This window comes from Staphylococcus pseudintermedius (genome assembly GCF_001792775.2).
Lineage (GTDB): Bacteria > Bacillota > Bacilli > Staphylococcales > Staphylococcaceae > Staphylococcus > Staphylococcus pseudintermedius.
The window spans coordinates 25,750-50,684 of record NZ_MLGE02000008.1 but is presented as its reverse complement, the minus strand read 5'-3'; the positions used below and the strand labels follow the sequence as shown (position 1 = coordinate 50,684).

Genomic DNA, 24,935 nt, shown 5'->3' with positions numbered 1-24,935 from the left:
AAACAGAAGAAAAGGAAATATTTAATTCGGAAAATCCGATAAAATATATGAGGAGTTATCATTTATTATGATGTTACAAATGATATAATTACCCAATTAATGGTGGACTTTCATATATCGTTTAGTATAATTAAATGGATTGTATATAATTAAAGTTTTGGAAATATCAGCTAATGTAAATAATTGGTTATGTAAAATTTGGAGGGGCTAGATAGATGAAAAAAATTAATATTAAGAAGAAAGTTAGTAATTTCCGAAATAATGAGGGTAAATTTACTTATGTTAATTTTCGTCGTACCAAGCCGGTTGAACCCAATACGATTGTGTTAGAAGCGGTACACGGGGAATCTTTAGGGGGACATATTTTTTATCTGATTGACAGTTTATTGACTCAACGACCACAACCTCATCTTTATGTGGTCATAAAGGAAAATGTAGAAATACCTGAATTTTTTGAGCAACGCTTTAGTCATGCCGTGACTTATGTCAGACATTTATCAAAACGTTACTATGAATTATTGGCAGTAGCAGGAACCTTAATTAACGATACGACTTTTTATCCGTTTTTTAATAAACGTCCAGAACAAAAATATTATATGGTTTGGCATGGCACGCCTTTAAAATATATGGGCAAAGATATGCCTAATATGATAGATGTCGCGAATGTTCAGCGAAATTATTATATGGCTGATAGAATTTACGTCAATAATACATATACGAAAGATATTTTAGCGAAAACAGCGCATCTTGAAGGGGTTTATCAAGGTGAAATGGTCGTTGCACCCTCACCAAGAAATGATGCATTTTTCAAGCCACATCTCAGAGAAGAAGTGAGAAGTTTTTATAACATGGAAGATAAAAAAATCCTTGTTTATATGCCGACATGGCGTGGAAGTGTAGGGCGTGTGAAGAATTCAACGCATTTGAGAGAAATGTTTGATTATCTTGAGTCACAATTAGATGAAAATACCGTTGTTTATGTGAAGTTGCATCCATTTGAAAAAGTTCAAATTGAGGACAATTATGAAAGAATCAAACCATTTCCAAGTCATTTTGAGCCCTATACATTCTTAACTGCTACAGATGGTTTAATTACTGATTATTCGTCAGTGATGTATGACTATGCGAATTTAAATCGACCTGTCATTCTATACACTTATGATTTAGAGCAGTATGAAGAAGAGCGAGGCATTTATGAAGATCTTCGTGAGTATCCATTCACACAAGTAGACACTTTACCGACACTATTTGAAGCTATAGAAACGTTGCCCAAAGAGGTAGATTATTCAGCAATCAATGAACGTTTTAATGCAGTGGATCAAGAGAAGGGTTCAGATATCGTTGTGGCTCATATGCTGTATGATCAATCAAACGAAGCAATTTCTACTGAACGCTTATATAATGGCAAAGAGACTGTAGCAATCGTCAGTGGTGGTTTCTGGAATAACGGTGTGACTACAGCGCTGATTAATACATTAGAAAATATTGATACAACGAAACGTAATTACATTTGTTTCTTTGAAAAACATCAAATGAAACCGGAATATTTTGAAAGACTAAAAAATCTTCCTGAAAATGTCCATTTTTATCCTATTGATGGTGAGATAAATGGGAACTTTAAAGATCGCATTTTGTTAAAGCAATTCATGAGAAATGAAAATCTTGATCTTAAACAATTTGATAAGCAACTTAAACGTATTTTTAAAGAAGAATTTTCACGAATTTTTGGTAACTTAAAAATAGATTGGTTTGTGCATTATACTGGTTTTGAAAGAAAGTATGCCGGCATGTTGCAATTTATTGAGCAAAAGACTGCCATTTGGGTGCATACGGATATGTTTGCTGAATATAAAGCAAAGAAAAACTATAGTCAAAAAATCATATTTAGAGCCTATAAAAAAGCAGATAAAATTGTTTTGGTACATGAGAATTTACGAGCGAATTTGATTCGAAATATTAAGGGTATTGCAAAAAAAGTGACTGTAGTGAATAACTTTTTAGGTGAAAAACGTGTCAATCGCTTAGCTGAAGAGAATCTTTTTGAAACTTTGCAAAATGTGAACGTAGAGTATGCCTACAATGAAAACATTAATGTTTCTTTAACAGAGCGTAGAAAAAACGTAACGATTGAGGAGAAACTTGCAGACATTAGTCAAAGTTATCCAGAAGCAGAACAATTATATCGTCACTATAGTACGCTAGTAAAATCACAGCAAAATGATGAAGAAGTGACAAAGCGTGAAGCATTTATATTAAGTGAAATGCAACAACATCTTATTCAATTGTATGAGGACTTACTTTCAGAACAAGAATTAAAACAAAAATTTAAGTACTTATATGGAACACACTATGAGACGATTCAAGATTATTATCAATATAGCCCTGACGTAGGTGTTGCTACTGTTACATTTCATGAGGAATTTAGAATCTCTAAAGTTAAAATGCTAGATGCTTTATATAATCCTAATATACAAGTGTTTATTAATATAGGACGTTATGATTATCAAAAAGGACATGATAAACTAATAACGGCATTTGAAAAAGTATATTCTGAAAATCCTGATGTCTTTTTAATCATGATTTGTCCACATGGGCCATTGCGTGCACAAACAATAGAGTGGGTACGCAATTCGGAAGCTAGAGAAAATATTATTATTTTAGGTGGATTAACAAACCCATATGCGTTATTAAAACATTGTGACGCTTTCGTACTTTCATCAAATTACGAAGGATTAGGCTTAGTCGTTTATGAAGCGATTGCAGTTGGAACGGACGCCATTACAGTTAACTTAAAAGAAACAATTGCGTATCTAGACAATCAACAAGCAATTATCGTGGAAAATGACGTTGAGGGTCTGGTACATGGTATGAAACAAAAAATAGCAAATACAATAGAATTAAACGCATTTGATTTTGAAAAATATGATCGTCAATCTATTCAAGAGTTTGAATCTGTGTTGAATAAATAGATAAGAGAAGGAGAATACACAATGAAAAAAGTAAAAAAAGCTGTGATTCCCGCAGCAGGTTTAGGTACACGTTTTTTACCTGCGACGAAAGCTATGCCGAAAGAGATGTTGCCGATTTTAGATAAGCCGACGATTCAATATATTGTGGAAGAAGCGGTACGTGCGGGCATTGAAGATATTATTATCGTTACTGGTAAACATAAACGTGCGATTGAAGATCATTTTGACAATCAAATCGAGCTCGAAATGAACTTGGCTGAAAAAGGCAAGGATGATTTGTTAGAAAAGGTTCAACATGCGACACAATTGGCGAATATGTTTTACGTCCGTCAAAAAGAGCAAAAAGGGTTAGGGCATGCGATTTGGACGGCGAAACAATTTATTGGTGACGAGCCTTTCGCGGTATTGCTAGGTGATGATATTGTCGAATCAGAGACGCCAGCGATTCAACAGCTGATGGAAGAATATGAGCGCACAGGTAAATCCGTCATCGGTGTGCAAGAAGTGCCTGAACGTGAAACGCATCGTTACGGGATTGTTGACCCGAAAAATCAACAAGAACGTTTGTATGAAGTGACGCAATTTGTTGAAAAGCCAGTCTTTGGTACAGCACCATCTAATTTGGCGATTATGGGTCGCTATGTATTGACACCGGATATTTTCGATTATTTGAAAAATCAAGAAGAGGGTGCTGGCGGTGAAATTCAATTAACCGATGCGATTGAGCGTTTAAATCAGTCGCAACAAGTATTTGCCTACCGTTTCGAAGGTGAGCGATTTGATGTGGGTGAAAAAGTCGGTTTCGTCAAAACAACGATTCAATTTGCTTTACGTGATGCAGAAATGGCTGACGAAATTCGTGCATTTTTAAAAGAAGTACAATGATAACAAGTTGAACACATATTGTAATAATGCAAAAATTATTTAAAGTGACTATCGAGTTCTTTTCATATGAGACAATAATATGATGCAATTGTTCTATTTTAGACATGAATTTGCAGTTTTACATATTAAAGTGATAACGTAACTGTGTTAGAATGTTCACATGAAAATTTAGAAAAGAGGAAGAAAAAGATGCTTCTTTTTACGATAGAAATTTTAATAATGATTCTCGCGATTGTATTGGGCCTCCGTACTGCTGGGGCACTCGGTTGCGGGATTTTTGCACTTGTAGCCCAAATTGTAATGATTTTCGGTTTTGGTTTACCACCGGGCTCAGCACCAGTCACTGCAGTATTGATCATTTTATCTATCGGTATTGCTGGTGGAACATTACAAGCGACAGGTGGGATTGATTACTTAGTGCACCTCGCTTCCAAAATGATAGAACGTTTTCCGAAATCTATTATTTTTATTGCACCAATGATTGTATTTGTGTTTGTTTTCGGTATCGGTACAACGAATATTGCATTATCACTAGAACCGATTATTGCGAAAACAGCATTAAAGGCGCGTATTCAACCTAAAAAAGCATTGACCGCTTCTGTATTGACGGCCAACATTGCATTGCTTTGTAGTCCAGCAGCTTCAGCAACAGCCTATATGATTTCAGAATTTGCAGGCTTAGGCATTTCAATGGGGCAATACCTTTCTATCGTACTTCCGACTGCATTATTGAGCATGTTAGTCCTCAGTTGTTTTAACACATTTGTCGGCCGTACTAAGATTGATGAACAACATGCACAAACGATGCTTCAAAAAATGGCTGTGGACCAAGAAGAAACGACGAAACAGTATGATACACGTGTGAAGTTAGGTGTATTTGCGTTTATCGTCGCAGTTGGCTTTATTTTGCTCTTCGGTATTTTCCCAGAAGTTGGACCGAAATTCCAAGTAGATGGTAAAGTCGTCGAACTTCAAATGACGGATTTAGTGCAATTGTTTATGTATATGAGTGCGATGATTAATCTACTACTCGTCAAAGTCCAACCGAACCAAATATTGACCACGCATATTACACAGGCCGCGATTGGTGCAATTTTTGCGGTATTAGGGCCTGGTTGGTTAGGGGCAACGATATTCAGTGCACCCTCGAACCGTGCCATGATGGAAGACGGGATTGGTGGACTCATTGCTCAAGCACCGTGGCTCATTATTATCTTAGTCGGTTTAGTAGCAATGATTGTCATTTCTCAATCTGCAACTGCTTCGATTATGGTACCGATTGTGTTGAGTTTAGGCATTCCGCCAATGTTTTTCATTGCGATTGTGCAAACGTTAAATGTCAACTTTGTGATTCCAGCACAGCCAACGATTTTATTTGCGGTAGATGTAGATGAAACGCGTTCAACAAAAGTAACGAGCTTCTTAATTCCTGGCTTTTTCTTAATTACAACAACTGTAGTGATAGGATTAACGATTAAGACGATTTTAGGCATGTAATGAAAAGTGAAAGATTTGGATTGTTAAACCGTGCTACACATTCTGAGGTGTGGAAGTTTTAACGTAAGAGGACAATGAATCAATAGATATATCAAAAACACCCCCAAAGCTATCAAATGCGGATAGCTTGAGGGTGTTTTTGATATTAATGTACGTTACATTGGATGGGCATAGCGTTTACTGTACAGACTACTCAATATTCCGACGACTAAAATCGCGGCAGCAAAGATCAGTGCATCATTGTAGCTATGCGTACGTTCGATTAATATACCTGAAATGTAAGGAGCAATCATTTGTCCGACACTGTAAATCAATGTCATTACTGCGACTAAGTTGTTGCCTTTCGTTTCAAATGTAATCTGGTGCGACTTCGACATGAAAAGGGTCGTTAGCCCTAAAAACGTCGCACCGAAAATCATCGAACTGAGTGCAATCGCAAAGGCATTGACTGTAAAGATAGGCATCAGTACCGCAACAATTTGTAATAAAAAGGCGAGTATGACTGAAAGACAAATGCCAATGCGCTGACCAATCATTGACCATAAGACAGTAGCTGGAATGGCGCCAAGTCCGACAAACATCCAACTGAGTGCCGCATATTCCGATAACGTGGGCATCGTTTTAACAATTGCAACGAGAAAAGTCCCTGTAATGATATAACCGGCACCTTCGCAAAAATAAGCAATCGCAAAGGGAATATAAAACTTTTTAGAATAACGTATCACTTTCTCGGGACCATGTGCCTTATGAAATGCAGGTTCGGGTAATGTTGGGTTTTCACGTAAACACACGATAATGATGAGCGTTAAAATGAAAGCGGCACTGCCTAACCAAATCCACGTTTCGCGCCAATGGGTCACATCTGTATATAGGAAAATAAATAAACTGCTCGAAAATAAACCGAGACCGACTGCGCTATATAACAGACCAGCAATTCCTTCACGACGCGCTAAATGTAAAGCTTCCAATACAATATTAGATGCGAGTACAAATACAGCACCACTAGAAATCCCGTTTAATAAACGAAGGAGCGACCAAATGACAAAGTGATCTGTCACCCCAAACAATAACATCGTTGCGACATTTAATAAAAGATAACACTTCAAATCGAAAACTTTATTTTTCATTATGTAAAAAATAGGTAACATAGCACCAATTAAATAACCTAAATAGTTAAATGTTGCTAACAGGCCGACACTTTTGTTATCCAGTCCAGTATCCAACTGCATAAAAGGTAAGATCGGTGTATAAGCAAAACGGCCTAACGCAATAACGATAAACAGTGCTATCATCCCTAATGCTAATTGACGATAACCATGTATTCTGAGATCTTGTATTTCTCTCAAATGGATTCCTCCTAAATGGTAAAGATGTTCCTATTATACGCGAAATTTAAGGTTATGAAAATAACGAATTATATACCTATAGAATTAATTATAATAAAATTATGATTGGCAACATTTTAAAAAATAAAATTGGAGTATTTTGTTTGTTAATAACATTAAAGGTGTGACTTTTCTTATTAAACCTTCCTATATCGATTGAGTTGTAGTATTTCTTTTAAAGTCCATATTTTTAAAAGTGTAAAAAATGATATCTTTGCACGATTAACCTTAAGTGTTTTCATTTAAACGTGCTATTTAATCATAAAAGTTGAATGTTGTCATTTTGCATTGCGACTTGTGGATGATTTCAAGAGAATGACGTTTGTTCATGGAAAACGATAAAATGTTTCTTATAAATTAGTAAACAGGAAACATTTTGACATGATTTATCACCATAGAACAATATTACACCTTCAAGAAACATGATATTTTATTTGTGTATGAAAGCGTTTTAAAAAAAGAAAAGAAGGTGTTCGTATTTGAAGCAACAACTATCACAAATACAAAAACTCTCATTTGGCTTTGGCGCAATTGGCAAAGATGCCATCTTCAACATAGTTAGTCTTTATCTTATGTATTACATCACCGATATTGTCGGTCTTTCGCCAGCTTTTGTAGGTATACTCTTTTTTATAGCAAGAATATGGGATGCGATTAATGACCCGTTTATGGGTATGATTGTCGACAACACACATAACCGGTTCGGCAAATTCAAAACATGGCTAGTGATTGGCACAGTTATTAATGCCGTCGTAACTGTTTTATTATTTACCCATTTTGATTTACCTGGTATATGGATGTACGTTTACATCGCAGTGATGTACATTTTGTGGGGGATGACGTATACGATGATGGACATTCCGTACTGGTCTTGGTTGCCAAATTTGACGCATCAAGCAAAAGAGCGGGAAGCTTTATCCGTGATTCCGCGTTTTTTTGCAAGTCTTGCGGCATTTACGGTGGGGACATTCGGGTTGTATTTCATTGAGCTATTAGGTCATGGCAATGCATCGACTGGGATTTTTATATTTGCTGTGGTTTGTAGTGTAGTTTTTATTCTAACTATTGCCATAACAGTCATTGTCGTACCAGAAGATCGCGCAATGGAAGAGCAAGAAGGGATTAAAGTCCGTTTTCGAGATATAAAACGTATCTTATTTCAAAATAAAGAATTACTGGCAATGATGGGCGTTTTGTTAACATTTAATTTATGTGTACAAACCCTCAATGGGACAATCATCTACTATTTTAAATATGTGGTTGCGATGCCGCACTTTTTTTCATACTTTAATGCAATGATTTTAGCTGAAATGACAGGATTATTGATGTTACCATTTTGGATTAGGCAAGTCGGTCGTCAAGTTGCATTTAATAGTGCGATTACCGCCATTGTAGGTGGCTTAACGGTGATTCTGATTTTCGGTTGGTTTGATCCTAAAGCGCTGATTTGGGTTATCATCGGTGCGATGATTTTAAGAATAGGTACGGGGTTTATGATTGGGATAACTACGATTGCGATTGCGGATGTGATTGATTATGGTGAAGTGAAGTTCGGTCATCGTAATGAAAGCATTATTACTTCAACCAATACATTTTTGACGAAAACTTCACAAGCCATTTCTGCATTAATTGTCGGATTAGGATTATCTATTTTAGGTTTTGTACCGAATGAAACACAAAGTATTGCGACACAAAATGGTTTGCGAATCATGGTGATTGTAGCGCCTATTATTTTAGTGTTCATCAGTGCGTTGTTATACCATAAAGCATTCCATCTTAAAGGTGATTATTTAAGAGATATCGAACGGACGCTAACTTTTAAACGTCAAAGAGAACAACAATTAAATTCAAACGAGTAAGATGTAATCTATGAGGAGGTTCTTTTTTATGGAATTTAATTTTCATACGAATGTCAACATACAACATGTGAACATGTTACCCCGAACAGCATACAAGCTCCCTTACACAAGTATAGAGGAATATCAAACGAATCCTGAGCGTCACCACATGCATCGTGTGACGTCACTGAATGGGGAATGGGATTTTCAATATTTTGCATCACTCGATCACTTTCGTCAGCGTTCATCATATGCGCAAAAGGGTATCATCACGGTGCCTAGTGTTTGGAATTTACAAGGTTATGACCAACTACAATATTGTAATGTGCAGTTTCCGATTCCATTTGATTTACCCCATGTGCCAGATAATACATCGTGTGGTTATTATGAAAAGATTTTTACGATTAAAAATTATCAAGAGGGTTTGGATTATCATTTAACATTTGAAGGTGTGAGTGGTGCGCATTATATTTGGGTGAATGGAGAGTTTGTCGGTTATGCACAAATTTCGCACGCACTTTCTCAGTTTGATATTACTGAACGGGTGACGGAAGGTGATAACCATATTGCAGTGCTCGTATTGAAATATTCTGATGCGACGTATTTTGAAGACCAAGATATGTTCCGTCATTCAGGCATTTTTCGTGATGTGTATATTGTTGCGCGTCAGCGTGAACGGTTGAATGATTACCAAATTCATACGGCGATCGGTGACAGTGTCGGTTATATCGATGTCACTGTACAAGATGTTGCAGAAGGTGTGACGCTTCATTATCAATTACTGAATCCGGACCAACATAGCATAACTGAAGGGACGCTGAATGAGAGGATGACGCGCATCTCTGTGACGGAACCGCGATTATGGAGTGCTGAACATCCTGATTTGTATACGCTGATCATTGAAGCGAATGGTGAATATTTCGTACAACGCGTCGGTATTCGAGAAGTGAAGATTGCGCAACAACAACTTTGGATGAATGGACAAGCTGTGAAACTGCGCGGGGTCAATTATCACGATAGCCACCCACAAACGGGGTATACGGTGACGGAAGAACAGCTCATCAAAGATTTAACACTCATGAAAAAAGCGAATTTCAATGCGATTCGTACGGCACATTATCCGAAAAGTCCTCGCTTTTATGAATTAACCGATCAATATGGCTTTTATGTGATGAGTGAAGCGGATTTAGAAACACATGGCGTGGTGCTTTTGTATGGCGATGAAAATTTAGATGACTTCAACCTAATCATGGATGATCCCCGCTATGAACAAGCTGTTGTTGATCGTATTGATGCATCGATAGTCCCGTTTAAAAATTTTAGTTCGATTATTTCGTGGTCAATGGGGAATGAATCTGGCTATGGTTGTAATATGGAACGTGGTCTCGCACATGCGAAAGCGTTGGATGCATCTCGCCTACTCCATTATGAAGGGGCCCATTATGCCGAGTCACATCATGATCGTTCAAATTTAGATATGATTTCACGCATGTATCCGTCACCTGAAGAAATTGAAACGCGTTATTTAACGAAACCGAACTTGGATAAGCCGTTTGTTTTATGTGAATATGCACATGCGATGGGGAATTCTCCAGGTGGGTTAAAGGCGTACCATGAGTTGATGGAACGTTATGATAGCTTTATTGGTGCTTTCGTGTGGGAATGGTGTGACCATGCGATACAAGTAGGGGTGAAAGAGGGGCGTCCGATGTATCGTTACGGTGGCGACTTTGGTGAAAAGGTGCATGACGGCCATTTTTGTGTAGATGGTATTGTGAGTCCTCAACGCACCCCACATGCAGGTTATTACGAATTTCAACAAGTGCATCGTCCGCTCGTTTTCATTGCACGTGAAGGCACGCGTTTAACGTTTAAAAACAAATTGGACTTTACGAATATTCATGACTATGTAACACTTCAAATAATCGTGACAACGATTACAGGTGAGACAGCAACATTTACAGTGGATGCCCCTTATATTGAACCACATGCGCAAGGTGAGTTGGATATTGCGCCATATGTTCATCTTGACATAAAGGACTTGAGCACATGTACGATCCAATATATTTTAAAGGCAGGTCATCCTTTATTGACTCCGGGAGAACGTATAGGTCATGATCAAGTCGTCTTTCAGCGTATCGAAAGTACACATTTTGTACCGGAGACAACGGAAATCCCATTGTATTTGAATGAGACGGAAACGACTATTCAAGTGAAGCGCGGGAGATGGTGCTATATATTGGATAAGCATACAGCAAACTTACAACAAGTGTCTCATCAACAGACAATGTTACTATCAGAAGGTAGCCAGTTGAACATTTGGCGTGCGCCGACAGACAATGATATTCAAATTCAACAAGGTTGGCGTACAGCGAAGTATGATACAGCTTATCCGAAAGTGTACCATACGCATGTGCAACAACAAGAGGACCATGTGATTATCACATTTGATATGAGCATGGTGGAAGACTCACGTCCGCGTTTAGTTGAAGGGATAGTGACATGGACGATATCCGAAGACGGTACGATTCATGTGGCACATCAATTAAAGAAAGACGTGCGCATGCCGAGCTTACCAAGATTAGGTGTAACATTCGGCTTGCCGGACCGCTTCCAAGCACTGACGTATTACGGACAAGGTCCATACGAAAGCTATCAAGATAAGCAAGAAGCGAGTTATTTATCTGTGTTCAATACGACTGTTCGTGATCAATATGAACATCCTATTTTCCCTCAAGAGGTCGGCGCGCATATCGATACCACTTATGTAGGGCTACATGATGGGAACTATACATGTGCCGTTTGGTCAGAGACGCCACTCAGTATGAATGCTAAACCATATTCCGATGCGATGTTGACCGAAGCAAATCATGATGATGAATTAGAAGAAACAGGCGTGAGTTATTTGCATATAGATACAGCACAGAGCGGTATCGGCACGAATAGTTGTGGACCGGAATTACCCGAGCAGTACCGATTACTACAAGAACATTATCACTTTGACTTTAAACTCAAATTTTATGAACAAACTTCAATAACAGAATAAAAAAGAAGAGGCGGGGACATTCTGATATGCTCCCTCCGAAGTGGACATTGAAAAAATGAAAACTTTGGAGGGAGCATATCAGAAATCCATAGCCTCTTTTTATTAAAAGTGACTTATAAATCCGTGCCGACTTTTTTCGCTAAATCCGTAATGTATCGGAAAAAGTCATCACGTTCGACATGATTAATCACTTGAATTTCACGACCATGTACTTCATCAAGGTATGTGCGGCCTTGACTCGGTCCTTTCGTATCAACAGACGCCTTCACTTTTTCCTTTTTAACGAGTTCAGGTTTACCGATATAAGCTGTCGTCAATACATCCCATAAAAAGTAAGTGGAGTTCGTTTGGAAATGTGTCAGTGGTGGAACTGCAGCGTAACTCACACCTAAAAAGTCCACGCCTGGATAATGACGTTCATCTGCCCACATTTGACGGACATCTAATGTTAATGGGACTTGATTCGTACTTTCCAATGCGACCATATCAATCGCGATGTCACTGTTGAACACAGTTTCCACAGCTTCAGGATCCCAAAATGCATTCCACTCCGCTGTACCATCATGTTCAGGTTCTTCGACATTACCACGTTCTAAAAATGTACCGCCCATCCACACGAGGCGTTCGATTTTTTGCGTAATGTGTGGCGCAACTTCTAACGCTTTCGCTAAGTCCGTTAAAGGTCCTGTAAATAATAAAGTTACAGGTTGATGGGCATTTTCGATACGCTCAATGATATCTTCATAAGCATGAATGTCTCTCAAACGAGATTGTACCGGCACACGTTCATTTAAAATTGGTAGTGCATCCATGAAAAAGGCATGCATACGCCAATCTTTCGGAAACGGATTTTTACCTCGCTCTTCCGACGCTGCCACATCTAGCGGATATTTTGAGAAGCGGTTAATGATTTTTCGTGAAGCACTTTCAGCAGGCTCAACATAACTGTCTGCCCCAATAGCGCTCACACCGATAAGTTGCACATCATCCATATGTAAAAGTAAAAATAACGAAATTAAATCATCTACACCACCATCATGATTGAAATAAACTGGTTTCATGTTGTTCTCCTTCAAATTAAAATTGAGTCGTCTCACACGCTCTGTCTAAAATGTACAGTGTCTCGTATACATCCGCAAGTCTATATAGTAATTGAGATGTCGAAAATTTAAGAAGAAAAAAGATGATTGCGTAGAATGGCATGATGTATTCGATGCTACTCCGTCAACCATCTTCAAGTGATATAACCTTTAAAGTTAATTTTTACGTGCGACCATTTCTGTAATCCAGCTTGCGACATCTTCAAAAATAACGTTATTGTAATGTGATTCATTGAAAAGCTCATGTTCTAAATCGTCGTATAGGCGTAATGATTTATGTTCTGACGCGATTTCACTATAAAATTGTAAAGCATCTTGGGGGTTGACGAGGCCATCTGCTGTGCCGTGCATAATGAGTACATCGTCTACAAAGTCATTGGGTCTAGATTTTAATTCAATGACACCATCGATAATCGCATAAGTTAAGCCCATCGACACTTCTTTTAATACGAGGTCGTCACGTTGATAATTTTCAACGACACGTGGATCTGAACATAGACCGTCGCTCATGTCATTTGGAAAATAAGTACCGGCTGGAATTTGACGTTCACCGTATGCTTCTTCAAATAATTGGTTATTGTCGCGTGTCACTGCACCAGAAGTAATAATGCCATCGACACGACCCGGGAAACGTGTACCAAACATAGAGACAGCGAAACCGCCCATACTATGACCGATTAAGAACACTTTACCTTCAAAATGAGCTTTCACATAGTCTACTACGGCTGTTAAATCTTCAATGATTTGGTCTTGATTGTCATAATAAGCTCTTGGTCCTTCAGAACGCCCATGACCGCGTTGGTCGTAACGAATGACATTGTAATCATAATTGACCAAATAATCAGTTAATTCATCGTAACGATCAAGATGTTCAGCTAAACCATGTACAATAATCACATTAATTGTTTCATCTCCAAAAGAGAATAATTCGTCAGCGGTATTGATTTTCGTATAAAGCTGCGTGCCGTCATGCGAAGAAATATATTTGATATAATTCATTGTAAAACCTCCTTATTGATTTACTTCAGTGTATACTAAAATAACAATAACGTGAAAGAATATGAAGATAAATTCAAAAGTGATATATTGATGAATGTGATTGATAAAATATATGATTGAAATCAGTGTAAAGGAGGTTTTCGCGATGCAACTCATATTTGATCCTGCTGTGAATACGATTTATCGCATCTTTTTAGGCGTCGTTTTTCTTATGAATATTGTGCTCGCGTTCGTCATTATTTTTATGGAAAGAGATCGTCGGGATGCGACATCGACATGGGCATGGTTACTGTTACTTTTTATTATGCCGACATTTGGCTTCTTGTTGTATCTCTTCTTTGGTCGGGCGGTCAAATTGAAACAAACACGTTATGATGAAAGTAAAGAGGTAGAAGATGCAAGGACACGTGTTAAAGACCAAAAAGAAAACTTTAAAAATAAACAATTTAGTACAGATAATCCTGTAGTAGAGAAGCAATCTGATTTGGTTGAAATGATGTTAACACGAGAAGCAAGCTTTTTAAGTGAAAACAATCATGTCTCCATTTTTACAGATGGCCATGAATTATTTAATCGAATGAAACAAGACTTGAAAGATGCGCAACAATACATTCATATGGAGTTTTATATTTTAAATATGGATGGGTTAGGTACTGAGATACTTCAAATATTGAAAGACAAAGCTCGGGAAGGCCTCGAAGTGAAGTTGTTGTATGATGCGGTCGGTTCTAAACAACTGAGAAAGTCAAAATTAAAAGGTTTGGTTGATGCGGGTGTTGAAGTGGAAGCCTTTTTCCATGCAAAAATCATTCCATTTATCAATTTCCGTGTGAACAATCGGAACCACCGTAAAAATGTTGTCATTGATGGCGATATTGGGTATGTCGGTGGTTTTAATATTGGAGATGAATACCTCGGTTTAGACAAGAAAATGGGTTACTGGCGTGATACACATTTGCGCATTCAAGGGGACGGGGTAGACGCATTACAATTGAGTTTTATTCATGATTGGAACTCACAAGTAGATGAAGACGAACAATTGAAATACATATCTCGATACTTCCCTAAAAATGCACGTAAAGATGGAAACGTCGCATTGCAACTTGGTTTAAGCGGACCAGACAGAGAGTGGCCGCAACTTGAATTTGCATATTTGAAAATGATTATGAATGCGAAGTCCACCATTTACATGCATTCACCTTATTTTGTGCCAGACATTGGTTATGTGAATGCCTTACGTATTGCCGCCAAAGCAGGCGTTGACATTCATCTGATCGTCCCTAATAAGCCAGATCAACCGTTTGTGCACTGGGCGACGTTAACGACAGTCGCGCAACTGATGAAGGATGGCGTCAATGTGTACACGTATGAAAACGGCTTTATTCACTCTAAAATGATGGTCATTGATGGTGAAGTCGCATCGGTCGGTTCAGCGAATATGGACGAACGAAGCTTTAAACTGAACTTTGAAGTCAATGCGATTATGTATAACGAAGAGATTGCGCAAACATTAATAGCAGCGTTTAAAGAAGATTTGAAAGTGTCGAAAAAATTGACACCAGAACGTTATGCGGCCCGCTCAAATTGGGTGAAATTCAAGCAGTCTATCGCAAAACTACTGTCCCCGATTTTATAAACTTTTTCTGTATTTGAACTTGATATTACGATTGTCATCAAAGGTTCGCGTTCCCAGGGGCTGACCCTTCAACTAACCAACGCTTTGTTTATACAGTTACATGAGACGAAGCGTTGGTGGATTTTCCGGGCCATCTGATCCCTCGGGAGTCTCACCCAGATGCCAATCATGCGTTAAATACAGCCAAGAAACAAATAGCCGAATTTTTATGGATGTCAGAATATTTTACGTCAAATTTGATGGATGTGTATATTTCTTATATGCAAGGTATCGTTTGGTGGTTATTTAGATAACACATTGATCAACTTTTTGTTTATATTGAAGAAGTATATAAAAGCAATATATAGAAAACTATATTCTACTTAATTTGATAATCAAATGACAAAAATAAAATAATTCAATCAATTTTATGATAGTAATTGTCATTTTACATTTTTAGTGATACGATACTGTTGTAAAACTAAAAATTGAACTTGCTAGGGGTGCCATTAATGCGCTGAAAGAGGTGAACGCCTCAACCCTTTGAACCTGATCTAGATCATACTAGCGTAGGGAAGCAAACGAAACCTTCATGACTGACTGGTGCGCATTTGTCAGGCGAAATCGTGTTGTGATGCAACATACATGATTTGGGCTCACTTTTGACGCATTTTAATAGATTCGTTCGTTTTCGTACGCACTTTAGAATTATTCTGAGTGCGTTTTTATTTTGCCTATTATTTTCAGTGTTGTTAATGCCTCTTAGTGAAGTCAGAGGGGGTTAATGGAATGAAACAAGAACAAATTGAATTAAAGAAAAACTTTCCAGCAAGTCAACGTATTTTTAAGCAAGGTGAAGATGCGGATATTCAAGTCCCATTTCGCCAAATCGCATTGTCTGAAACAGTAACTGAACAAGGGACAACGGAAAATGAACCTTTCATCGTCTATGATACAGCGGGGCCTTATCATGATGACACATATGAAGTCGATGTTACGAAAGGCATTCCGGCACTGCGCACAAATTGGATTGAAGACCGTCAAGATGTCGAACATTATGAAGGCCGTCGTGTGCAATCAATCGACAATGGTTACCATTCAGCAACGCATAAAAATATTGTTGAACATCCATTCAAATATCAACCGAGACGTGCACAAGAGGGGAAACGCGTGACACAAATGTATTATGCGAAACAAGGTATCATCACTAAAGAAATGAAGTTCGTTGCAGCACGTGAAAATGTCAGTCCAGAATTTGTCAAAGATGAGATTGCGAGAGGGCGCGCGATTATTCCGAACAACATCAATCATCCTGAATCAGAACCCATGATTATCGGTAAAAACTTTCAAGTGAAGATTAATGCAAATATCGGTAACTCTGCTGTATCGTCCTCTATTGAAGCAGAAATTGAAAAGTTAGTCTGGGCGATTCATTGGGGGGCTGATACGATGATGGACTTATCGACAGGAAAAAACATTCATGCGACACGAGAGTATTTAATCCGTAACTCGCCAGTTCCAGTTGGTACGGTGCCGATTTATCAAGCGTTGGAAAAAGTGAACGGTATCGCGGAAGACTTAACCTGGGAAATATATCGAGATACTTTAATTGAACAAGCTGAACAAGGTGTGGATTACTTTACGATTCATGCAGGTGTCTTATTACGCTATGTGCCATTAACAGTGGATCGTTTAACAGGCATCGTGTCTCGTGGTGGCTCAATTATGGCGCAATGGTGTTTGGCCCATCACGAAGAAAGCTTTTTATACACGCATTTTGATGAAATTTGTCAAATATTGAACCGTTATGATATTGCGGTGTCATTAGGTGATGGTTTACGTCCGGGTTCGATTTATGATGCAAATGATGAAAGTCAAATTGCTGAACTGAAAACGTTAGGTGAATTGACCGATATTGCTTGGGAACACGATGTCCAAGTGATGATAGAAGGACCTGGGCATGTACCGATGCATAAAATTAAAGAAAACCAAGAGTTGGCAGACTTTTATTGTAAAGAAGCGCCATTTTATACACTCGGACCGCTAACAACCGATATTGCACCGGCATATGACCACATCACATCAGCGATTGGTGCAGCTCAAATCGCGAGTCATGGGACAGCGATGTTATGTTATGTGACACCTAAAGAGCATCTCGGCTTACCGAATAAAGAGGACGTGCGTGATGGCGTCGTGACGTACAAAATCGCCGCACATGCCGCTGATATCGCTAAAGGGTTACCGGGTGCGACAGATCGAGATGATGCGATTAGTAAAGCCCGCTTTGAATTTAGATGGATAGATCAGTTTAACTTATCGCTTGATCCTGAACGCGCACGTGCTTTTCATGATGAAACATTGCCGGCAGAATCAGCTAAAGTGGCGCATTTCTGTAGTATGTGTGGACCGAAATTCTGTTCAATGCGTATTTCTCACAATATCCGTGATGCGCATAAAGAAAAATTAGCAGGGATGCAAGAAATGGCTGAAGAATTTAAAGCACAAGGAAGTAAGATTTACCATTAATCGAAATAAGGAAGAGGGTGGGATATAAAAATTTTTGATGCGATTGATGCAATATTTTGTTAAACTTACCCTCCCTACGATTTTCGGTTTTTGATTGCCATCATGGCTTCCCTTTCCTAGGGGCTGGCCCTCCAACTCAATTCGGCTTGATTGAAGTCAACACTTGTTTGAAGCCGAATTGGATTTTGGGAGCAGTACAGAAACCTCATGTGTAACAAAGCTTTCGTCGTACTGCCCCCGCAAGGTTGACTCGACTTCTCAAAAGCATGCGCATTGAGAAGTCAGACAGCTACTGCGTTAAACTGTAGCCACTTTTAAAGTAAAGAAGTGACTGCTAGCAGTATGCACGCTTCCCCTCAGGAGTCTCAGCCTTCTGGGCAATCATATTTCAAATACTGCGCAACTGCTTGCAAGTTGATGAAATCAAGAAAACGATCGCATCATTTTTTACATACACCCTTATTTTTCAACGGTTTAATCACCATTAATGGATATCAATCCATAAATAGAAGCAGAGACTGGGAAAACATCATGTCCCAGCCTCTATTCATTTTATTTTTGCTTGTTTGGTAGGTATACAAGTTTTGTGTTATATAAAAAATATCATTATTCTCTAAATGTTTTCTATAGATGTATTACAGCTAAAAATTTGAAATTATGGGAAAAAGTTGTATGATTTTATTATCTCAAAATAGAAATAGGTGAAAATGAAATGAATAACACAAAAAATATCAAACATGCCTATCCTTATCTCGGCATTGTCATTTTATTACATATTGTCGGTATTGTATTAATGTGGATTGGAGGCGCGCAATATCCGTTATTAATGAGCATGGGGGTGATTGCTTATACACTCGGATTGCGTCATGCGTTTGATGCGGACCACATTGCGGCGATTGATAATACCGTGCGCAAATTACTCCAACAAAAACAAAATCCAATGGGTGTAGGTTTTTACTTTTCATTAGGGCATTCCTCCGTTGTTTTCTTAATGGCCGCTGCTCTAGGTATTGCGGTGACTTGGGCACAACGTCATATGGAAAGCTTTCAAACGACAGGTGGATTAATCGGTACTATTGTTTCAGGTGTCTTTTTATTGTTAATTGGTATTTTAAACTTAGTCATTTTAGTGCAACTGATTCAATTATTCCGTCAATTAAGTCAAAGAAATATTACAGACGCACAAATGGATGAACTCATCGAATCGCGTGGCTTAGTTATGCGTTTTGTTCGACCACTCTTCCAGTTTATTCAAAAAAGTTGGCACATTTTCCCATTAGGTTTCTTATTTGGACTTGGTTTTGATACGGCGAGTGAAGTGTCATTACTCGCATTATCAGCGGGGGCAGCGCAACATACTGTACCGTTTTTAGGGATTATCGCGTTACCTATATTGTTTGCGGCGGGGATGAGTTTGTTAGACACATTGGATGGGGTATTGATGACAAACGCGTATCATTGGGCATTTGACAAACCTGCACGTAAAATCTTCTATAACATTACGATGACAGCCATTTCAGTCGTTGCCGCACTACTAATCGGTGGCGTAGAAATCATGCAATTACTGGGTGAAAAGTGGCATTGGAAAAATGGTTTTCTCGGCTGGGTGACCCAACTAGATTTCGGTTGGCTCGGCTATGCATTAGTCGTCGTGCTCATACTTTCATGGATTATTGCGATGGTCGTGTGGAAAGTCGGCCGCTTTGAAGAAAGATGGGGTTAATTTCATGATAAAAAAACGTTTTAAGCAAACGGAAAGACAGACGTCAGTTTGAAAAATCATTCAAACCACGCCTGTCTTTTAAATTGGATGAAAAGTGATGAGAATGTAAGAACAACTCGAGAAACTTGAAAATATGCTAAGTCAAATCAAGCGTTAAGGTTCTAATGTCTTTTCAATAGTTGTGTTTCGTCCTGATCTTGATCCAATTGTCATAATCGCAAGACCTGTCACGAGTAATACTGATAGCGACACGATCCATTGTCCAGTCCAATCGTGTAAAATACCAAAGAACATGGGTCCGATACATGCGAATAAATAGCCCACTGCTTGAGACATACCCGCTAATTTTGCTGCTGTCAAACCGCTTTCCGTACGTAAACTAAACAATGTGTTCACGAGACCGAAAGCGATGCCGAGTGCGATTCCGATGATAATGAGCGAAACAAGTGCCATACGCGGCGCAAACATTAATATTAAAATCGCTACAGTAAAGAGAACGCCAGTGAATGCGATAGGTAAGACTTGATTTTTAAGTCGTGCGGCATAAATCGGTGTAACAAAAGTTAATGGAATAATCGCAATTTGTAATAGCGATAAATAAAGGCCTGCACGTGAGACCGGAATATCATACGATAATAAAAATTCTGGTAGCCAGTTAATCAGTGAATAGAAAATAAGAGACTGTCCACCCATGAGTAGCGTAATTTGCCAAGCGAGTGGCGATTTCCATACATTGACAGCCTCTGAAAGGTCGACTTGTTTTTGTGCTGCATGATGACGTAATTGAAACGTCCATAAGAGTACAGCAATGAACGCGACAATGCCAATACTGCCTAATGCAACATTATAATTATAATGTTTAAGTAGCGGTGCGGCACCATAAGATGAGAGTGCCCCAAAGATGTTCATCACAACAGTATAATAACCTGTCATAATGCCAATACGATACGGAAATTTGGATTTAATCATACCGGGCGCAAGAACATTCCCAAATGCAATCCCGACACCAATCAGTATTGTCCCAATATATAATAAACTGACCTCTGTAATGCTTCTTAATATGACACCGAATAGAATCAATAATAAAGCGACAAAGAGTGAGCGCTCCATCCCGAAACGGTGACTGACTTTAGCGACAAGTGATGAAATAATCGCAAAAGCTAATAGAGGAATAATGGAAATAAAGCTGACGGCTGTGTTGGATAAGTTTAATGTATCTTTAATCGCGGGTAATACCACGCCTACTGAAGTAATAGGTGCTCTTAAATTAGCGGCAATAAGCATAATACCGATAAAAAGTAACCAGTTAATACGGTTAGATTGTTGTTCCAAGGTGTCAACTCCTCTCTATATTTGATATAATTGACGAAACGTTCTATATAAAGAACACAGTATATCGTACATGATGTTCACTATATTGTAAATAGAAGGTGCTCAAAAATGGAAAATATTAACACAGTCGTTGCAGAAAACTTACAATATTACCGTCAAGCACATCGTCTCAGTTTAGATAAAATCGCACAGTTGACCGGTATTAGTAAAACAATGATTAGTCAAATTGAAAAAGGGGTAGCGAATCCAAGTATCAATACGTTGTGGAAAATCGCAAATGGGTTACGTATTCCGTTGACCTCATTAATTAGTGAAGAAAATGAAGCGATTCAAAAAATAGACCGCTCAGACATACAGCCGATTTATAATGATAATCGCTCGGTCGTCGTTTTTCCGTACTTTCCATATGAGGCGGCACATGCGTTTGAAATGTTTTGTATGCGTATGGATGCGGACAGTATACTTGAATCAGATGCACATCAAGAAGGCGCGAAAGAATACATTATTGTGAACGAGGGTACTTTAACGCTCACTGTTGGAGACACACATTATGAAATTGAAGCGGGCCAAGCCATCAGTTTTAATGCTAATACAGCGCATACGTATCGCAATCAAACAAGTGAAGAGCTTAGAATTACGGCGACCATTCAATATTAATAGTGAAGGGAGTCTGCGGTAAGCGTGCCGGTAGACTGCCTCGTGTTGTAGAGTTATGAAAAATTAAATAACATAGGAATAGAGTTGAGTGCATGAAAGGGGCATAGAATGCGAAAGGAAACAAAAGATATCATCATAGTAATTGTAATCGCCCTAGTGATTGTCGGTTTTGTTAAATGGTTGATTTTCACGCCTTACACGGTCAATGGGGCCTCTATGCACCCTACATTTGAAACAGGTGACCGTGTCATTGTGAATCAACTGTCAAAAAAGCTCAACACGCTAACTCACGGGGATGTGATTGTGTTCCATGAAGATGCGGAACGTGATTTTATCAAGCGCATTATAGGTTTACCTGGTGATCGCGTGGCTTACGAAAATGATCAATTGTATATTAATGGTCAAAAGGTAGAGGAACCTTATTTAAAAGTGAATAAAAAAGAAAAGGCAGCTGAATTTTTAACCGAAAACTTTGATGTATCGGATATTGAGGGCTCAGAGGGAAGGACAATGATACCTCAGGGACATTATCTCGTTCTTGGTGACAATCGCATGAACAGTATCGATAGTCGTTCGTATACAGTAGGACTCGTGCCACACAAGCGTATTGTAGGCAAAGCATTTGTGAGATATTGGCCATTAGAACGTGCGAAACTTCAGTTTAATCCGGGGACATTTGAAAAAGTTGAAGCATAAGGATGTTTCATGTGAAACGACGGCATTTAAAGTAATGTAAAAATCACGGCCATACTTCGCTGTTTGAAGTGTGACCGTGATTTTTTGCTTTGTTTTTAACATTTGCACCGATGGCTGAACGATGTTGCGCGTTCCTAGACACTTTATTAGCAATTAAATTTGCGGAATATTTTCGATGGCAATGACTTGATCGTTTTGTGTGTATACTTTGATGGTATAGGGGTTGTCTTGGCGACTATCGTAATACCATATATTGCCATCTGTCATGTTAGGCGCTTGATGAACATCGATAAATTGTGCTGTTGTGACTTGATGTGGTGTGACATAAATATGTTCGACTTGGTGTTGTGCATTATAACTGACAGCAAGGTCGCCATATGATGCCGCGTCACGACCATCAATTTCAACAGTTTTTTCTGGAGGGCCATGGGTTGCCTCGACATCTTTACGCGTCTCTCCGATATGAAAGTCTTGATAACCATCAATGTGATCACTATGCATGAAGTCTTGGCTAAAGTCGTATGACAGTACATCGAGGTGAACGGTTGCTGTATTTTGCTCGCTTTGAGTGGTTGTCGCTTGATTGTCTGTAGTGTTCAAATGGAGCTTTACTTGAGACAAACGGTAACCGCCATATATCATCCCACCAAGTACAATGATAATCAGTAAAATGATGAGTGCAATGAGCCATTTCGGATTAGATGATGGAGAGGGTTCATACTTGGGCTGACGTTGTTGATGTGATGGATGAGCATGTTTATGTTTACGAGACGTGAGGTCGCTTTTCAAAAAATAACCTCCTTTATTTCTTTTAATATTGTCATTATAAGTAGTTGCAGAATTGGAAACAACTATAAAAGGCAAAATATAACGAAAAAATTGTATGCCAAATAAACATTCTCATCTATTTCCAATGCAATTCAAATCATTGTTAGTATGATAATAACAAAATAAGAAATAGTTGGCATGTAGCATTGACTTTTATCATTGTCATTTATAAAAAAATAAAAATTAACCGCACTATCCCTACGTTCTCAATTTTTTAAGTGGCTCATTCCTTTTATGATGATTTTTATAGTGATGTTAGGTTTGTTTTTATATACAGGGGGCTGGGTAGGGAGAGAGGTGCTGCTCTTCCTTTTTTTACATACTTTTAATCATAACCTCACACCATATTTAAATTGTTTCATTACAATGGCAGTGTATTGAATATTTGCTATGGGGGTTATGACAATTATGAAATTTAAAAGGCAGTTTGCACAATTATCCATCGCGAGTGCACTGATTGCATCAACATTAGGAGCGGGACATGTGGCATCCGCATCAAGTGCAGGTGAAGGTCCTGAGCAACAAGCGACGATGTACGGTGACACGAGCCATCCTAAAAATGTGATTTTCTTAGTGGGAGACGGCATGGGACCGGCGTACAACACAGCATACCGTTACTTTGCGGATAATCCAGATACAAAAGAAGTGGAAAACACAGCTTTTGATGATTATTTAGTAGGGACACAACAAACGTATTCCGATGATGATAAAGAAAACATTACCGATTCTGCAGCGGCAGGAACGGCATTTAGTTCTGGCCATAAAACGTATAATGGCGCAATTGGTGTGGATAAAAAGCAAAATGACTTAGAAACTGTACTCGAACGTGCGAAAAAGTTAGGCAAATCAACCGGTTTAGTCTCAACTGCTGAAATTACAGATGCGACACCCGCTGCTTATACTGCAAATGTTGATGACCGTGATAAAAAAGATGAGATTGCCCATCAATTTTATGATCAACGTATTAACAACCAACATAAAGTCGACGTCATTTTAGGTGGCGGTGCGAAATATTTTGGCAAGGAAAATGGAAACATCACGGACCAGTTTAAAAATGATGGCTATGGTGTGGTGACTAATCGCCAACAATTAGAGAACGCGAGTGAAGAGCAATTGCTAGGATTGTTTGCGGATAAAAATATGCCGCTCGCGATTGATGCAGAAGAGGACCAACCTGAATTGTTAGACATGCAAAACGCTGCACTTGAGCGCCTTTCTAAAAATGATAAAGGTTTCTTCTTAATGGTGGAAGGAGCGTCTATCGATAAACAAGGTCATGCGAACGATATTACAGGGGTCATGTCCGAAATGGAAGGGTTCGAAAAAGCATTTGCGAACGCGATTGATTACGCCAAATCACATCCGGATACACTCGTTATTGCGACTGCTGACCATTCAACAGGTGGTTTAAGTATGGGACAAGGCAGTGCATACGAATGGAACCCAGAGCCGATTCAACAAATGAAACATTCTGGCAAATGGATGACAGAGCAAATTGCTGACGGTAAAGGTGTAGAAGAAACGATTCAAGCAGGATATGGATTTGACTTGAGTGAGAAAGAGTTGAACGCCATTCAACAAGAAGCGGATGCATTGAAGAAGTTAGACGAAGAAAGTGACGACTATGAAGCCCAACAACAAAAACTGGAAGACGCCATTCAAGCACCGATTAACAAAAAATCCAATACAGGTTGGACAACAAACGGTCATACAGGTGAAGACGTGAACACCTATGCATTTGGACCTGGCGCTGATCAGTTCCAGGGTAATATCGATAATACAGGCAACGCGAAAAACATTTTTAACTTTTTTGGGGATGTTAAGCAGTAGAAGTGAATA

At 38.7% G+C, this 24,935-nt stretch carries 16 protein-coding genes and 1 riboswitch; of the genes, 11 read left to right on the top strand and 5 right to left on the bottom strand.

The annotated features are described in order from the left end of the window. The first annotated feature begins 215 nt into the window (after window positions 1-215). The 3 genes from BJK46_RS07390 (at window position 216) to BJK46_RS07380 (ending at window position 5,351) form a co-directional block, all read left to right on the top strand. On the top strand, window positions 216-2,969 hold the full coding sequence (locus tag BJK46_RS07390) for a CDP-glycerol glycerophosphotransferase family protein (RefSeq protein ID WP_103263662.1): 2,754 nt from the start codon (window positions 216-218) through the stop codon (window positions 2,967-2,969). A 21-nt stretch (window positions 2,970-2,990) separates the two neighbouring features. Next, the gene (galU, locus tag BJK46_RS07385) at window positions 2,991-3,854 is read left to right on the top strand and encodes a UTP--glucose-1-phosphate uridylyltransferase GalU (RefSeq protein WP_103263661.1); all 864 of its coding nucleotides are present in this window, start codon (window positions 2,991-2,993) and stop codon (window positions 3,852-3,854) included. Window positions 3,855-4,043: 189 nt separating this feature from the next. Next, a complete protein-coding gene (locus BJK46_RS07380; RefSeq protein ID WP_014612870.1) occupies window positions 4,044-5,351 on the top strand; it encodes an anaerobic C4-dicarboxylate transporter family protein in 1,308 nt (435 codons plus the stop codon). Window positions 5,352-5,506: 155 nt separating this feature from the next. Here the strand turns inward: BJK46_RS07380 and BJK46_RS07375 are convergent, their stop codons facing one another. Next, window positions 5,507-6,697 (bottom strand): YbfB/YjiJ family MFS transporter, encoded by a 1,191-nt coding sequence (locus tag BJK46_RS07375; RefSeq protein ID WP_096536232.1) that lies wholly within the window; start codon window positions 6,695-6,697, stop codon window positions 5,507-5,509. A 518-nt stretch (window positions 6,698-7,215) separates the two neighbouring features. On the opposite strand from BJK46_RS07375, the gene melB reads away from it, so the two are divergent. Further along, a complete protein-coding gene (melB, locus tag BJK46_RS07370) occupies window positions 7,216-8,595 on the top strand; it encodes a melibiose:sodium transporter MelB (RefSeq protein WP_014612872.1) in 1,380 nt (459 codons plus the stop codon). Between the two features lie 28 nt (window positions 8,596-8,623). Further along, window positions 8,624-11,620, top strand: a complete 2,997-nt coding sequence (locus tag BJK46_RS07365) for a glycoside hydrolase family 2 TIM barrel-domain containing protein (protein ID WP_103263624.1) — start codon at window positions 8,624-8,626, stop codon at window positions 11,618-11,620. 113 nt (window positions 11,621-11,733) lie between these two features. Here the strand turns inward: BJK46_RS07365 and BJK46_RS07360 are convergent, their stop codons facing one another. Further along, on the bottom strand, window positions 11,734-12,681 hold the full coding sequence (locus BJK46_RS07360) for a nucleoside hydrolase (RefSeq protein ID WP_014612874.1): 948 nt from the start codon (window positions 12,679-12,681) through the stop codon (window positions 11,734-11,736). A 195-nt stretch (window positions 12,682-12,876) separates the two neighbouring features. After that, window positions 12,877-13,719 (bottom strand): alpha/beta hydrolase, encoded by an 843-nt coding sequence (locus BJK46_RS07355; RefSeq protein WP_103263623.1) that lies wholly within the window; start codon window positions 13,717-13,719, stop codon window positions 12,877-12,879. Window positions 13,720-13,864: 145 nt separating this feature from the next. Here BJK46_RS07355 and cls point away from each other — a divergent pair, with 145 nt between their 5' ends. The 3 genes from cls to BJK46_RS07340 all read left to right on the top strand — a co-directional run bounded on the left by cls (window position 13,865) and on the right by BJK46_RS07340 (window position 19,583). Further along, a complete protein-coding gene (gene cls / locus BJK46_RS07350) occupies window positions 13,865-15,355 on the top strand; it encodes a cardiolipin synthase (RefSeq protein WP_014612876.1) in 1,491 nt (496 codons plus the stop codon). Window positions 15,356-15,823: 468 nt separating this feature from the next. Next, a riboswitch (TPP riboswitch) is annotated at window positions 15,824-15,927 on the top strand. A gap of 196 nt (window positions 15,928-16,123) precedes the next feature. Beyond that, window positions 16,124-17,860, top strand: a complete 1,737-nt coding sequence (gene thiC, locus BJK46_RS07345) for a phosphomethylpyrimidine synthase ThiC (protein WP_020219426.1) — start codon at window positions 16,124-16,126, stop codon at window positions 17,858-17,860. Between the two features lie 712 nt (window positions 17,861-18,572). Continuing rightward, complete coding sequence (locus BJK46_RS07340) at window positions 18,573-19,583, top strand: HoxN/HupN/NixA family nickel/cobalt transporter (RefSeq protein ID WP_014612879.1); 1,011 nt, start codon at window positions 18,573-18,575, stop codon at window positions 19,581-19,583. Between the two features lie 153 nt (window positions 19,584-19,736). Here the strand turns inward: BJK46_RS07340 and BJK46_RS07335 are convergent, their stop codons facing one another. Then, window positions 19,737-20,915 carry a CynX/NimT family MFS transporter gene (locus BJK46_RS07335; RefSeq protein ID WP_063278624.1) on the bottom strand — a complete coding sequence of 393 codons (1,179 nt, stop codon included), beginning with the start codon at window positions 20,913-20,915 and terminating at the stop codon, window positions 19,737-19,739. A 108-nt stretch (window positions 20,916-21,023) separates the two neighbouring features. Here BJK46_RS07335 and BJK46_RS07330 point away from each other — a divergent pair, with 108 nt between their 5' ends. Together BJK46_RS07330 and lepB are read left to right on the top strand one after the other, a co-directional pair. Then, window positions 21,024-21,572, top strand: a complete 549-nt coding sequence (locus tag BJK46_RS07330; protein WP_014612881.1) for a helix-turn-helix domain-containing protein — start codon at window positions 21,024-21,026, stop codon at window positions 21,570-21,572. Window positions 21,573-21,680: 108 nt separating this feature from the next. Then, a complete protein-coding gene (gene lepB / locus BJK46_RS07325) occupies window positions 21,681-22,268 on the top strand; it encodes a signal peptidase I (protein WP_037542191.1) in 588 nt (195 codons plus the stop codon). 153 nt (window positions 22,269-22,421) lie between these two features. Here the strand turns inward: lepB and BJK46_RS07320 are convergent, their stop codons facing one another. After that, on the bottom strand, window positions 22,422-23,057 hold the full coding sequence (locus tag BJK46_RS07320) for a hypothetical protein (RefSeq protein ID WP_014612883.1): 636 nt from the start codon (window positions 23,055-23,057) through the stop codon (window positions 22,422-22,424). 447 nt (window positions 23,058-23,504) lie between these two features. Between BJK46_RS07320 and BJK46_RS07315 the strand changes: the two genes are divergently transcribed. Further along, the gene (locus BJK46_RS07315) at window positions 23,505-24,926 is read left to right on the top strand and encodes an alkaline phosphatase (RefSeq protein ID WP_103263622.1); all 1,422 of its coding nucleotides are present in this window, start codon (window positions 23,505-23,507) and stop codon (window positions 24,924-24,926) included. Window positions 24,927-24,935: the final 9 nt, after the last annotated feature.

What these genes read in the sequence shown, in the direction of transcription:
- BJK46_RS07390 (WP_103263662.1), top strand. Translation starts at nt 216, where the DNA reads ATGAAAAAAATTAATATTAAGAAGAAAGTTAGTAATTTCCGAAATAAT.
- BJK46_RS07340 (WP_014612879.1), top strand. Translation starts at nt 18,573, where the DNA reads ATGAATAACACAAAAAATATCAAACATGCCTATCCTTATCTCGGCATT.
- lepB (WP_037542191.1), top strand. Translation starts at nt 21,681, where the DNA reads ATGCGAAAGGAAACAAAAGATATCATCATAGTAATTGTAATCGCCCTA.
- BJK46_RS07365 (WP_103263624.1), top strand. Translation starts at nt 8,624, where the DNA reads ATGGAATTTAATTTTCATACGAATGTCAACATACAACATGTGAACATG.
- BJK46_RS07380 (WP_014612870.1), top strand. Translation starts at nt 4,044, where the DNA reads ATGCTTCTTTTTACGATAGAAATTTTAATAATGATTCTCGCGATTGTA.
- BJK46_RS07315 (WP_103263622.1), top strand. Translation starts at nt 23,505, where the DNA reads ATGAAATTTAAAAGGCAGTTTGCACAATTATCCATCGCGAGTGCACTG.
- BJK46_RS07330 (WP_014612881.1), top strand. Translation starts at nt 21,024, where the DNA reads ATGGAAAATATTAACACAGTCGTTGCAGAAAACTTACAATATTACCGT.
- BJK46_RS07360 (WP_014612874.1), bottom strand. Translation starts at nt 12,681, where the DNA reads ATGAAACCAGTTTATTTCAATCATGATGGTGGTGTAGATGATTTAATT.
- BJK46_RS07355 (WP_103263623.1), bottom strand. Translation starts at nt 13,719, where the DNA reads ATGAATTATATCAAATATATTTCTTCGCATGACGGCACGCAGCTTTAT.
- galU (WP_103263661.1), top strand. Translation starts at nt 2,991, where the DNA reads ATGAAAAAAGTAAAAAAAGCTGTGATTCCCGCAGCAGGTTTAGGTACA.
- thiC (WP_020219426.1), top strand. Translation starts at nt 16,124, where the DNA reads ATGAAACAAGAACAAATTGAATTAAAGAAAAACTTTCCAGCAAGTCAA.
- cls (WP_014612876.1), top strand. Translation starts at nt 13,865, where the DNA reads ATGCAACTCATATTTGATCCTGCTGTGAATACGATTTATCGCATCTTT.